The sequence below is a fragment of the Rahnella sp. BIGb0236 genome (genome assembly GCF_004364755.1).
Lineage (GTDB): Bacteria > Pseudomonadota > Gammaproteobacteria > Enterobacterales > Enterobacteriaceae > Rahnella > Rahnella victoriana.
On record NZ_SOAO01000003.1, the window covers coordinates 566,932 to 578,699 of the forward strand.

An 11,768-nucleotide genomic window follows, 5' to 3' on the forward strand; every position below is an offset into this window, starting at 1 on the left:
CGGTCACAAGTCCTGATTAGGGGTTGAGTGAAAATAAATGGCTATAAGTTAAAACTAAGTGATCTAAGCGTGCTGTCGCCAGCGCAAAACTGCCTTAATCACCTTGCCGTTTCTGCTGTCTTCTGCCGCCTGATTAATGGCCTCAAAATCGTAAAAATGCAGTAAGCGATCGAAGGGGAATTTCCCCGCCTGCCACAACGAAATCATTGTCGGTATGAATTCCTGCGCGACCGAATCCCCCTGAATGACGCTGAGAATTTTCCGCCCGCGTGACAGCGTCGCGCCACCGGCACCGGTCAGGCGCACCATCACGCCGCCGTCTTTCAGCGCCTGTTGTCCGAGGGTGTCCAGCGCCGGTACGCCCGCCGTATCAATGACGTAATCCAGCGTCCCTTGCAGATTGCGCTCCTGGCCGGTTTTCAGCACGTCTGTTGCGCCCAGTTCACGCGCCAGATCCAGACGGTGCTGATGCTGATCGAGGGCGATAATCTCCTTCGCTCCGGCGATTTTTGCCGCCATCACCGCCGCCATGCCGACCGTGCCGGTGCCGGTGATCAGCAGGCGGTCGCCTTTTTTCACCTTCAGGGTATTCATCACCGTTCCCGCGCCGGTTTGCAGGCCGCAGCCGAGGGGCGCGAGTGTGGCCAGCGGCAGCGATTTATCCACTTTGACCAGATTCTGTTCCGTCACCAGTGCATAACTGGCAAACGACGACTGACCGAAAAAGTGCCCGTCGATACCCTGCGGATAGGCGCTGCTGCCGTCGAGGCGTGAGAAGCCAAAATTCAGGGTGGAGAAGTGTTCGCAGTCCACCGGCCGGTGATTTTCGCAGGCGTCGCACCGGCCGCAGGACTGAAACGACAGCACCACATGATCGCCCGGTTTCACCCCGGTCACCGCGCTGCCGACCTGATCGACAATCCCGGCGCCTTCGTGGCCCGGCACCACGCCGGGCGACAGAAAACTGAGATCGGTGTGGCAGATCCCGCAGGCGACAATCTGTACGCCGACTTCATTACGACGCGGCGCGCCAAGGCGGATCTTTTCGAATTTCAGGTGATGATCACTGTCAGCGATAGCCGCGCTGATCATGCGGGGATGCGTTCTGTGTGGATGTTGCACTGACATCGGGTTCTCCTGTCTGCAGGGAAAACGGACGAGGGTGGCCTAAGTAATGCGGCGGATAAGCTTCGAACATTTACGCATTTTACAGCGATACCGCCGCCTGCTTTTATGGCTCACCATCCATTCCCCTGCGCAAAATTGGACTATTCTTGTTAGCAGCTTGTTTTCATGAGTGAAAGAATAAAAAAGAGCAGTCGCCGGGCGACAAAACCAACATAACCCGATAAGAGGATAGAACATGACTGTAATAACCGGGCGAGTACGGGGATTTTCCGTGGCAGCGCTGGCACTGGTGTCAGCCATCAGTTTCAGCGCACAGGCGGCGGATGACGCCGTGCGTGTCGGCTCCAAAATTGATACCGAGGGTTCGCTGCTCGGCAACATCATTATTCAGGTGCTGGAAGCTAATGGCATTCACACCACCAATAAGTTACAGCTGGGGACGACCAAAGTAGTGCGCGGCGCGATCACCGCCGGTGAAATCGACCTCTATCCGGAATACACCGGTAACGGCGCGTTCTTCTTCTCCGACGATAAAGATCCGGCGTGGAAAAATGCCCAGGCCGGTTTCGATAAAGTGAAAAAGCTCGATTACGACCAGAACAAAATTGTCTGGCTCAGCCCGTCTCCGGCCAATAACACCTGGACCATCGCGGTGCGTCAGGACGTGGCGAGTGCGCATAACCTGAAATCCCTGGGCGATTTGGGCAAATTCATCAGCAGCGGCGGCGATTTTAAACTGGCGGCCTCGGCGGAATTTATCGAGCGCCCGGATGCGTTACCGGCGTTTGAAAATGCCTACGGTTTCAAACTGAATCAGGCGCAGTTACTGTCGCTGGCGGGCGGCGATACGGCGGTCACCATTAAAGCGGCTGCCGAACAGACTTCCGGCGTCAATGCGGCGATGGCTTACGGCACGGACGGCCCGGTGGCGGCGCTGGGCCTGCAAACGCTGGAAGATCCGAAAGGCGTGCAGCCGATTTACGCGCCAGCGCCGATCATCCGCGAGGCGGCGCTGAAAGCGCATCCGAACATTCCTGATTTACTGAAACCGGTGTTTGCGTCGCTCGATACCAAAACGTTGCAGGGCCTGAACGCGAAAATCGCGGTGGATGGTCAGGATGCGAAAAAGGTCGCGGCGAAATATTTGCAGGAAAAAGGTTTCGTTAAAAAATAACCGGGCAGTGACGCCCTGAGCACGGCCTGCGGGTCGTGCTCACCGGACTCAGGTATTGTTTTGACTCATCATTCTCCCGTCAAAAACCGCGTGCTGCTGACGCTGGTTTTGCTGCTGTGGCTGGCCGGTTTCGGCCTGGCCTTTCTCAGCCATGCGCCCAACCGGCTGGTGTCCGGCAAGGGCATTTCGCTGGCGAGTCTGCTGCATGGCTACTCCGCGTTATTACTCATTCCGGCTTTATTGCTGCTGGCCTGCGCCTTCGTGACGCTGTATGGCCGCCATCATTTGCTGGTGATGTTGCTGGCGGAAATCCTGCTGACGGCGCTGGTCTGGCTGGCCGGACACGGTGCTGTGCAACTGGCCGGCGGCGATGAGGACAGCATCGCGCGCACCTCGCTCGGCGGCGGCTTCTGGTCGGCTGCCGCGCTGTGTCTGCTGATTGCCTCCGACGCCATTTCCCGTTTCACCCGCAATCACAGCCTGCGGATTGTGCTCAACGTGCAAATGATCGTGCCGGTGGTGTTGCTGCTGGCGTACGGTCAGCTTGCCCAGCTTTCGCTGCTCAAAGAATACGACAACCGTTCCGACGTGTTTAACGACGCGCTGTGGCAGCATCTCGGCATTCTGTTTGGCACGCTGGTGCCTGCGGTGCTGATCGGTCTGCCCGCCGGATTGTTGTGTCACCGCAAACCGCGCTGGCGCGGACCGGTGCTGTCAGTGCTCAATATTATTCAGACCGTGCCGTCGATCGCGCTGTTTGGTTTACTGCTCGCGCCGCTGGCGGGACTGGCGAAAGCGGTGCCGTGGCTGGCGGAGCACGGTATCAGCGGTATCGGGCTGGCCCCGGCGATCATTGCGCTGGTGCTCTATTCATTGCTGCCGCTGGTGCGCGGGGTGATTGCCGGGCTGGAGTCGGTGCCGGAAGCGGTGATCGAATCCGCGCGTGGCATGGGCATGAACCGGGTGCAGATCTTCTTCCGTGTACAGATGCCGATCGCCTTGCCGGTGATCCTGACCGGTATCCGCATCGTGGCGGTGCAAACCGTCGGTATGGCGATGGTCGCGGCGCTGATCGGCGCAGGCGGACTGGGTGCCATCATGTTCCAGGGCTTGCTCAGCAGCGCGCTGGATCTGGTGCTGCTCGGTGTGATCCCTGCGGTGCTGATGGCCGTCGTCGTCGACAGCGCTTTTAAATTCGCCGTCTCAATGCTGGAGACCACACGCAGATGATTCATTTCAAACAGGTAAGCAAACACTTTGCCGGAAAAGCGGTCGTGCGCGACCTGACGCTGGAAATGGCGAAAGGCGAATTCACGGTGCTGATCGGCACGTCCGGCTCGGGGAAATCCACCACGCTGAAGATGATTAACCGGCTGGTGGAGCACGATCGCGGCGAAATTCTTTTTGCCGGTGAACCGATAGAAAAATTCCGTGCGCAGGATTTGCGCCGCCGCATGGGCTACGCCATACAGTCGATTGGCCTGTTCCCGCACTGGACGGTGGAAGAGAACATCGCCACGGTGCCGCAACTGCTGAAATGGCCGAAAGCCAAAATCCGCGACCGCGTGACCGAGCTGATGAACCTGCTCAATCTTGACCCGAAACAGTTCCGTCAGCGGTATCCGCATCAGCTTTCCGGCGGGCAACAGCAGCGCGTCGGCGTGGCGCGTGCGCTGGCCTCCGACCCGGAAGTGTTACTGATGGATGAACCCTTCGGTGCGCTGGATCCGGTGACCCGCGCAACCTTACAGGAAGAGGTGGCGCGTATTCATAAAATCACTCACCGCACCATTGTGCTGGTGACCCATGATATCGACGAGGCGCTGGCGCTGGCCGACCGTATCGTCCTGCTTAACGACGGGCAGGTGGTGCAGCAGGGCACGCCGCTGGAACTGCTGACGCAACCGGCGACGCCGTTCGTACGCGATTTCTTCGGCGGCAGCGACATGGGTATTCGTTTGCTGTCGCTGCGGGAAGTCGGTTCGCTGACGCGGCGCGGTGAGCTGTACACCGGCAGCGGCAAACCGCTGACCGACAGCATGAGCCTGAGTCAGGCATTGTCGGCGTTTGTCGCGCAGCAGGTTCAGCATTTGCCGGTGGTGGATGAACAGGGGCAGCCGCTCGGCGTGCTGCATTTTGCGGATCTGACCGCGCAAAGGAGCATCGCATGACACGGGTTGTGGTGCGGGTCATCACGGATCCGCTGATCTGGCTGTTTGCTTTATTGCTGGCGCTGATTTTTGGCATGACCTCGCTCGGCGGCCTGTTCCACTGGCTGTTTCCTGAACTGAGCAGGCCGGTCTATCAGCAGGAAAGTTTCGCCGCGCTGGTGCAGGCGCATCTGTTGCTGGTCGGGATTTCCAGCCTGATTGCGGTGGTGATTGGCGTGGCGGCAGGCGTCGGGGTCACGCGTCCGGCGGGTAAAGAGTTCCGCTCACTGGTGGAAACCCTGGTGGCGATGGGGCAGACCTTTCCGCCGGTCGCGGTGCTGGCCGTCGCGGTGCCGGTGATGGGATTCAGTGAAAAACCGGCGATTATCGCGCTGGTGCTTTACGGTTTACTGCCGGTGTTGCAGGGAACGATTGCCGGGATCGAATCAGTGCCGCCTTCGGCGCGCGAGATTGCGCAGGGCGTCGGCATGAGCCGCTGGCAGATGTTGCGGAAAGTGGAAATTCCGCTGGCCGCGCCGGTGATCATTTCCGGCATCCGTACGTCAGTGATCATCAATATCGGCACGGCGGCGATCGCCTCGTCGGTCGGCACGTTAAGCCTCGGCTCACCGATTATTATCGGCCTGAGCGGGTTTAACACGGCGTATGTATTGCAGGGCGCGGTGATTGTTGCACTGCTGGCGATTTGCGTGGATATGCTGTTTGAACGCTGGAGCCTGTGGTTACAACGCTGGCAGCAGCGGTCAGGAGAGGGATCAGTTCGCTGATGCCGCAGGCGGCGCAGGCACCACAGAAGGGGCGTCGTTATCGCTGACCGGTTTAGCGTCGTCCTGGATCACCACGGCATAACCGGCAACCATCACGCCACCAATTGCGCCAATTGCCATCAGACCAAACAGCGCGATAAATAATTTTTTGCCAAGCGAATTCATGTGCAATACCTCAGAAATTTGAACGACGAATTATAAATCGTTTCCTCACCCCTGCAACAGACTATTCATGCTGTGATTACTTTTAGCCGGATGCACAGGTATTTTTTGTCATATACAGAAACTTTTTAGCAACATTTTGACGCGATAGCACAGATTTCCTTGCCGGTAATCAGGCCAATAGCGTTAACTGTCTGCCTTCGTTATCACGCTAATAAGTTATTTCTATGATGGGTTCTGCCGGACGTGCTCTGCTGCCGTTAATCGCCTCACTGTTTGCGTTGTATTTTATCTGGGGTTCTACCTATTTCGTCATCCGCGTGGGGGTAGAAAGCTGGCCGCCGCTGATGATGGCGGGTCTGCGTTTCTTCGTCGCCGGATGCATTCTGTTTACTTTCCTGCTGTTACGCGGGCATCACGTTCCGACCCTTAAACAATGGATGGCCGCCGGTGCGGTGGGCATCTTGCTGCTGTCGGTGGGTAACGGGCTGGTGACGGTTGCCGAACATATGCAGGTGCCGTCTGGCATTGCGGCAGTGATGGTTGCTACCGTGCCGCTGTTTACCCTGTGCTTCAGCCGCCTGTGGGGCATGCCAAACAGCCGTCTGGAATGGACCGGCGTTGCCATCGGTTTGTTCGGCATTGTGCTGCTCAATACCGGCAGTAATCTGCAAGGCAACCCGTGGGGCGCGGCGCTGATTCTGCTCGCCTCGCTGAGCTGGGCGTTTGGTTCGGTATGGAGTTCGCGTCTGCCCCTGCCAAAAGGTCTGATGGCGGGTGCGGCAGAAATGATTATCGCCGGTGTGGTGTTGCTGGTCGCCAGCCGGTTCAGCGGTGAACACCTGACCGCCGCCCCCTCGCTGAACGGCTTTCTGGCGCTCGGCTATCTGGTGGTATTCGGCTCGATGATTGCCATCAGCGCCTATATGTTCCTGCTGAAAACCGTACGTCCGGCTGTCGCCACCAGTTACGCCTATGTGAATCCGATCGTCGCGGTATTGCTCGGCATAGGTTTCGCGGGCGAATCCCTGTCGCCGGTGGAGTGGGTGGCCTTAGGCGTGATCCTCTGCGCAGTCCTGCTGGTGACGCTGGGGAAATTCGTGTTCGGGCGTAAGAAAACTAAGATCACGGAAGTGAAGGTTTAAACCGCTTCCCTTTCGCAGATGTGACAGCTGGGTTGTTTTACTCCTCCCCCTGCGAACGGGGAAGGCGGGAGGGGGTTTTTAAGGGCTAACACCTGGTCAAAGCATGCTTCAACTCATTGATTTTACTTTAATACCCCACCCCACCCCAGCCCTCCCCTTCGCAGGGGAGGGAGCAGATCGCGCTTCCCTCCTCCCCCTGCGAAGGGGGAGGTTGGGAGGGGGTTTTAAGGGCTAGCACCCGGTCAAAGCATACTTCAACTCATTGATTTTAATTTAATACCCCACCCCAACCCTCCCCTTCGCAGGGGAGGGAGCAGATCGAATTAACCTCACTTCTTCTCAAAGAAGATCGACACCCGCGCGACTTCCACGCCGAATTTTGTCAGGGAGGTGACGTTGAACAGGTGCTGTTCATCCTGCTGATAAATCCAGTCATCGAAGTTCAGGCGGTAGGTGCTGCCGCCTGATTTCACATCCATCACGTATTTCCAGTTAAACGCGTTGCCGGCAGAATGACCGGTGGCGGTTCCGATAATATCGCCCGCCGTGCCGCTATAGCTGCCGTCATCGAGTTTGCGGATGTGCCAGACGCGGGTCTGTTTTTCGCCTTTGTCATAGACAAAGTCTTCATGCAACGTCAGCGTATCGCCCGCCACGTCACCATGGATTTTGACGGTGAAGCGCCGCGTCTGTTTGTTGCTGTGATCCTGCACCATGCCGTAAGCCACGCTGTCACCGGCAAACCAGCTGAAAATATCCAGCTTCGGTTGTGCCTGCGCGTAATCCTGAACAGTGGCTTTACAGCCAGTCAGTAGCAGCATTGTGCCGACGATCAGCGTTAAAAAAATCTTGCGCAGAACAGTCATAAAAACTCCCCCAATAAGATGGTATTAATCGGGCGCAGTTGCGCCGGTCAGCCTGCTGCGTAAATCAGGATATTGCGTGGCGGGCGAGAGCCAGATCGCCAGAAAAGCATCGCGGAATGCCGGGCTGAATGGCTGGCCCACCGGCGTACTCAGCACGCTGTTCGCGGGCTGGCTGTAAAACTGGCCGCCATTCTCAGTGGCGACAAACACAATTTCGCTGCCGTTGCTGACATCCGGCCAGGTGTTCTGCACCGCGTCCAGCCAGCCATTTTCCTGTGCCTGCGCCAGTAATCCCAGCGCCTGCCATTGTTCTTCGGTGGCTTTGGTCAGCTCCTGATGATCAATCTTGCGCAGATACTCAATCTTCAGTGCCTGCGGCCATTTCCCGGCCTGATACTTACCGTCGGGTGTCAGCAGTTGCGAGTGATAAACCTCAAACGGCCCCCAGCTCAGGGTCGCGCGCCCGACCTGTTGCCACGGGCTCCAGGGCGTGGCGGCAAAGGCAGAGCAAGACATCATCAGCCAAAGTGTTGCCAGAAATACGCGCATCATCAGGTTTTCCGCCCTGTATGGTTGCTTAGCAAAACCGGCAGGCTTATCAGCGGTAAAAATATCGCCCAGCTCGCCGCCAGTAAGAGCCAGACATACACCGGTGCGGCGAGAAGTTGCATCGCACCAAGCTGCATGCCGAGGTAATAGGCCAGCGGGCCGCTGACCGCGCCGATGAGAGGAAGCCAGTACCACGTCAACCGGATAGTGCCCAGTAACCACAGCCACCAGGCGCTGAAACCCAGCCATAACGCCATCATCCACGGCGGTACGGCGGCAGAATCAGTAAATTCAAACAGACCCAGAATGCACCACAGCGAATCCATCATGATGCCCAGCGTACAGGCGGTCGCGACCCACAAACGTCGGCGCGAGGGTGTAAACGCCAGCATCAGAAAACTGCTGATCAGCAGAAAAATAATAAAACGGTCGCGCCCCCAGACGGCCAGCGTCCACCAGACGTCAAAGCCCAGTGTCAGCAGCCAGAAGCGCGGCGATTTCATCCGCGCCGCTCGGCGACCAGTTGCACGGTGCTGATGGTGCGGGCGCGGAAACCGGCCTCGCAGTAGCACAGATAAAACAGCCAAAGGCGACGGAAATATTCGTCCTGCACGCCGTCAGTCTGCGCATTCCAGTAGTGCTGCACCCGTTCGCGCCATTCATGCAGGGTGCGGGCGTAATCGGAACCGATATCGAACAGGTCACGCACCACCAGACTGGTGCAGCGGGTCATTGCGTCGTTCATCGCGGTGATCGAGGGCAGAAAGCCGCCGGGGAACACGTAGCACTGAATAAAATCGACGTTACGGCTGTAGGCGGCGTATCGCTGATCGGCGATGGTGATCGCCTGAATCGCCATGCGCCCCTGTGGTTTCAGCAGCGCGTTGCAGCGTTTAAAAAAGGTGGAGAGGTAGCGTTTACCCACCGCTTCGATCATCTCGATGGACACCAGTTTATCGAACTGGCCTTTCAGCGCGCGGTAGTCTTCAAACAGCACCGTCACGCGGTCACTCAGTCCAGCTTTTTCGATCCGCTCACAGGCATAGCGATATTGCTCGCGGGAAATGGTGGTGGTGGTCACCTGACAGCCGTATTCGCGCGCGGCAAATTCGGCCATCGCACCCCAGCCGGTGCCGATTTCCAGCAGATGGTCGCCCGCGTGCAACTGCAACTGTTCACACAGCCGGCGCATTTTGGCTTCCTGCGCCTGCTCCAGCGTCATCTGCGGTTCCTGATACCAGGCCGAGGAATACAGCATCTTCTCATCGAGAAAACCCTGATAGAAATCGTTGCCCAGATCGTAATGCGCTGAGATATTTTTCCGCGCCTGCGACGGACTGTTGCGGCGGAAAAAATGAATAATTTTTTTGGCGGGTGTGCTGAGCCAGCTGAGGCGTGCTTCGATTTTATCCACCAGTTTCAGGTTCTCGGCCAGCAGCTGTAAAACCGTGGTCAGATCGGGCGTGGTCCAGTCGCCATCAATAAAACTTTCACCTGCCGCCACGCTGCCGCCCAGTAAGACACGCCGGTAAGCGCGCAGATGGCGGACGTCAATTTCGCCCTGCAACAGAGCGGTCGGATCGCCAAAGAATATCGCCTGCTCACCGGGTTCACGCAGTGTCAGACCGGCCCCTTTGAGCTGCTTCAGCACGCTCAGAATCAATGCGCGTGCGGCCTTGCTGCGCCTGTTGTTCGCCCCTTCGCGGGCGAGCTGCACTTCAGGTTGGCTCATGGTCAGTCCTTATCAACGGGAGGGTGAGAATAAACAGGTGCCCGTTTCAGCCACAGTTTCAGCGCCTGCCAGTAGATCGTCAGCGCGGTTTTTGCGGTCATGACAGGCAGCCGCCACAATTGCTGACGCAGCGCCTCGCGGGTCAGCGGGCGGGCTGTCAGTGAAAGGGCTGCATCGAATTCCCGTTCTTTGCGGTGATTTTCGATCGTGATGTGTAACTGCTTTCCCGGGGGCGTCAGCCGCCAGTGGTAGACCATGTCCATCGGATTAAAGGGCGACACATGAAAGGCTTTCGGCACAGGTTGCGAGCCGTCGGGGAGCACGGCGTAGGTGTGGCGTTCATTCCAGGGGGTGTTGCGCACTTCGGCCAGCATCCAGCGCAAAATACCCTGTTGATCATAAAGATAGTAGAAGTTAACCGGGTTGAAATAGCAGCCGAAATAGCACAGCTGGCATAACAACATCACCCGCCCGTCGGGGCGTTCGCCGGTCAGTTCGGCGATCCGTGCCTGCGCTTTGGTTTTGATGTCGCCACCGCCAAGATAATCTTTGCGGCGAAAGCTGGCCGGGGAGAATTTTTCCAGCCTGATACCCCGCGCGGGCAGCTGTTCCAGCTCATCAAGATCAATCAGCGGCATGAAAATATCGTAATCGAAACGGTGCTCAACCGGCGTAAAGCGGCGATGTCGTACCGTGCCGACATACAACTGGCTGTTCATGACGCCTCCCGCTTTTCCTGCTCATGCTGCAACTGCACACTGAAAAGCTGCTGATTAAGCTGTTCCACCACGTCACGCGCGCTGTTGACGCCATCTTCGTGAAAGCCGTTGTACCAGTACGCGCCGCAGAACCAGGTGCGGTGATGACCGTTGATGCGGTAGCGTTCCTGTTGTGCATGATGGCTGGCCAGATTGAGCACCGGGTGCCTGTAGGTGGTGCGGAACAGGATTTTGCTTTCGTCGACCGGCGTCAGCGGATTGAGCGACACACAGAACGTCTGCGGCGCATCCAGTCCCTGCAAAATATTCATGTTATAGGTCACGCTGGCGCGGCGGCGGTGCGACGGATTGCTGTCGCGCATATCCGCACGCGCCGCCAGATGCAGCGAATTCGGCAACTGATAATTCCAGCTCGCCCAGGCGCGTTTTTCCCGTGGCAGCAGATGGGTGTCGGTATGCAAAATCACGTCGTTACTCTGATACGGCAGCGCACCGAGAATGCTCCGTTCGTCAGTGGTGGCGTTGTCACCGAGGATCGCCAGCGCCTGATCGGAATGGCAGGCGAAAACAATCTGATCAAAATGCTCTTCGCCACGCGCCGAATGCAACGTCACGCCGCACGGCGTACGCACCACCTGACTGACCGGCGTACCGGTCAGCAGCCTGACGCGGGACGGCAGTTTTTCCTGCATCCGGCGGATATATTCCCGCGAACCGCCGGGCACCACCATCCACTGCGGGCGGTTACTCACCTCCAGCAGCCCATGATTATTGAAGAAACGCAGAAACATCGACAGCGGGAAATTCGCCATATCGCTCAGCGACGAAGACCAGATCGCCGCGCCCATCGGCAGCACGTAATGCAGGGCGAAGAACGGCGTAAAACCGTTTTGATCGAGCAGATCGGCCAGCGTGTCTTCGTCGTTATGCGGGTTAAGCAGGCGCGCTTTGCACAGTTTGTTAAAGCGCAGGATCTCGAAAATAAACCGCCAGAACCCCGGCCTGAACAGATTACGGCGCTGGGCAAACAGGCTGTTGAGCGAGTGGCCGTTGTATTCCAGTTTGCTGGCCGGATTGCGCACGGAAAAACTCATTTCCGTCGGCTGGCCTTCGATGCCCAGCTCTTTGAGCAGGGCAATAAAATGCGGGTAGGTGCGTGAGTTATAAACAATAAAACCGGTATCGATGACGTACTCTTTGCCGTCGGAAATCACATCCTGCGTGGCGGTGTGTCCGCCTAAGGTGGCCGAGGCTTCGAACACCGTGATCTCGCAGTCGGGCTGGCTTTTTGCCAGCAACCACGCGCAGCTCAGCCCTGAAATTCCACTCCCGACGATGGCCACTTTTGTTGTCAT

The 11,768-nt window shown here is 57.7% G+C and carries 12 protein-coding genes and 1 pseudogene; 5 read left to right on the forward strand and 8 right to left on the reverse strand.

The window, feature by feature from the left end:
* Positions 1 to 63: 63 nt before the first annotated feature.
* On the reverse strand, positions 64 to 1,128 hold the full coding sequence (locus tag EDF78_RS09400) for an NAD(P)-dependent alcohol dehydrogenase (RefSeq protein WP_133822970.1): 1,065 nt from the start codon (positions 1,126 to 1,128) through the stop codon (positions 64 to 66).
* A 235-nt stretch (positions 1,129 to 1,363) separates the two neighbouring features.
* Here EDF78_RS09400 and EDF78_RS09405 point away from each other — a divergent pair, with 235 nt between their 5' ends.
* The 4 genes from EDF78_RS09405 to EDF78_RS09420 are packed head-to-tail and all read left to right on the forward strand — an operon-like array spanning position 1,364 to position 5,240.
* Complete coding sequence (locus EDF78_RS09405; RefSeq protein WP_133822971.1) at positions 1,364 to 2,302, forward strand: ABC transporter substrate-binding protein; 939 nt, start codon at positions 1,364 to 1,366, stop codon at positions 2,300 to 2,302.
* A gap of 60 nt (positions 2,303 to 2,362) precedes the next feature.
* Entirely contained in the window at positions 2,363 to 3,532 is a 1,170-nt protein-coding gene (locus EDF78_RS09410) for an ABC transporter permease (protein WP_095922738.1), read from the forward strand.
* Positions 3,529 to 4,473 carry an ABC transporter ATP-binding protein gene (locus EDF78_RS09415; RefSeq protein ID WP_095922737.1) on the forward strand — a complete coding sequence of 315 codons (945 nt, stop codon included), beginning with the start codon at positions 3,529 to 3,531 and terminating at the stop codon, positions 4,471 to 4,473. Before EDF78_RS09410 ends, EDF78_RS09415 begins: the two co-directional genes overlap by 4 nt.
* On the forward strand, positions 4,470 to 5,240 hold the full coding sequence (locus EDF78_RS09420) for an ABC transporter permease (RefSeq protein WP_162928543.1): 771 nt from the start codon (positions 4,470 to 4,472) through the stop codon (positions 5,238 to 5,240). The genes EDF78_RS09415 and EDF78_RS09420 overlap by 4 nt, the downstream gene beginning before the upstream one ends.
* 63 nt (positions 5,241 to 5,303) lie before the next feature.
* Here the strand turns inward: EDF78_RS09420 and EDF78_RS26000 are convergent.
* Positions 5,304 to 5,405: pseudogene (locus tag EDF78_RS26000) on the reverse strand (hypothetical protein); the annotation flags it as partial.
* Positions 5,406 to 5,629: 224 nt separating this feature from the next.
* Here EDF78_RS26000 and yedA point away from each other — a divergent pair.
* Positions 5,630 to 6,547 (forward strand): drug/metabolite exporter YedA, encoded by a 918-nt coding sequence (gene yedA, locus EDF78_RS09425; protein ID WP_133822972.1) that lies wholly within the window; start codon positions 5,630 to 5,632, stop codon positions 6,545 to 6,547.
* A gap of 329 nt (positions 6,548 to 6,876) precedes the next feature.
* Here yedA and EDF78_RS09430 read toward each other — a convergent pair whose 3' ends face one another.
* From EDF78_RS09430 to EDF78_RS09455, 6 genes are read right to left on the reverse strand one after another with little or no spacing between them, the layout of a single operon-like run.
* On the reverse strand, positions 6,877 to 7,413 hold the full coding sequence (locus tag EDF78_RS09430; protein WP_133822973.1) for a DUF3833 domain-containing protein: 537 nt from the start codon (positions 7,411 to 7,413) through the stop codon (positions 6,877 to 6,879).
* A 24-nt stretch (positions 7,414 to 7,437) separates the two neighbouring features.
* A complete protein-coding gene (locus tag EDF78_RS09435) occupies positions 7,438 to 7,965 on the reverse strand; it encodes a hypothetical protein (RefSeq protein ID WP_133822974.1) in 528 nt (175 codons plus the stop codon).
* Positions 7,965 to 8,465: a DUF2878 domain-containing protein gene (locus EDF78_RS09440; RefSeq protein ID WP_133822975.1), complete on the reverse strand. Its 501-nt coding sequence runs from the start codon at positions 8,463 to 8,465 to the stop codon at positions 7,965 to 7,967. Before EDF78_RS09440 ends, EDF78_RS09435 begins: the two co-directional genes overlap by 1 nt.
* A complete protein-coding gene (locus EDF78_RS09445) occupies positions 8,462 to 9,694 on the reverse strand; it encodes a cyclopropane-fatty-acyl-phospholipid synthase family protein (RefSeq protein ID WP_133822976.1) in 1,233 nt (410 codons plus the stop codon). Before EDF78_RS09445 ends, EDF78_RS09440 begins: the two co-directional genes overlap by 4 nt.
* A 2-nt stretch (positions 9,695 to 9,696) precedes the next feature.
* Complete coding sequence (locus EDF78_RS09450) at positions 9,697 to 10,413, reverse strand: DUF1365 domain-containing protein (RefSeq protein ID WP_131692990.1); 717 nt, start codon at positions 10,411 to 10,413, stop codon at positions 9,697 to 9,699.
* Entirely contained in the window at positions 10,410 to 11,768 is a 1,359-nt protein-coding gene (locus EDF78_RS09455; RefSeq protein WP_095922730.1) for an FAD-dependent oxidoreductase, read from the reverse strand. Before EDF78_RS09455 ends, EDF78_RS09450 begins: the two co-directional genes overlap by 4 nt.

What these genes read in the sequence shown, in the direction of transcription:
- yedA (WP_133822972.1), top strand. Translation starts at nt 5,630, where the DNA reads ATGATGGGTTCTGCCGGACGTGCTCTGCTGCCGTTAATCGCCTCACTG.
- EDF78_RS09430 (WP_133822973.1), bottom strand. Translation starts at nt 7,413, where the DNA reads ATGACTGTTCTGCGCAAGATTTTTTTAACGCTGATCGTCGGCACAATG.
- EDF78_RS09445 (WP_133822976.1), bottom strand. Translation starts at nt 9,694, where the DNA reads ATGAGCCAACCTGAAGTGCAGCTCGCCCGCGAAGGGGCGAACAACAGG.
- EDF78_RS09415 (WP_095922737.1), top strand. Translation starts at nt 3,529, where the DNA reads ATGATTCATTTCAAACAGGTAAGCAAACACTTTGCCGGAAAAGCGGTC.
- EDF78_RS09400 (WP_133822970.1), bottom strand. Translation starts at nt 1,128, where the DNA reads ATGTCAGTGCAACATCCACACAGAACGCATCCCCGCATGATCAGCGCG.
- EDF78_RS09405 (WP_133822971.1), top strand. Translation starts at nt 1,364, where the DNA reads ATGACTGTAATAACCGGGCGAGTACGGGGATTTTCCGTGGCAGCGCTG.
- EDF78_RS09420 (WP_162928543.1), top strand. Translation starts at nt 4,470, where the DNA reads ATGACACGGGTTGTGGTGCGGGTCATCACGGATCCGCTGATCTGGCTG.
- EDF78_RS09440 (WP_133822975.1), bottom strand. Translation starts at nt 8,465, where the DNA reads ATGAAATCGCCGCGCTTCTGGCTGCTGACACTGGGCTTTGACGTCTGG.
- EDF78_RS09450 (WP_131692990.1), bottom strand. Translation starts at nt 10,413, where the DNA reads ATGAACAGCCAGTTGTATGTCGGCACGGTACGACATCGCCGCTTTACG.
- EDF78_RS09455 (WP_095922730.1), bottom strand. Translation starts at nt 11,768, where the DNA reads ATGACAACAAAAGTGGCCATCGTCGGGAGTGGAATTTCAGGGCTGAGC.
- EDF78_RS09435 (WP_133822974.1), bottom strand. Translation starts at nt 7,965, where the DNA reads ATGATGCGCGTATTTCTGGCAACACTTTGGCTGATGATGTCTTGCTCT.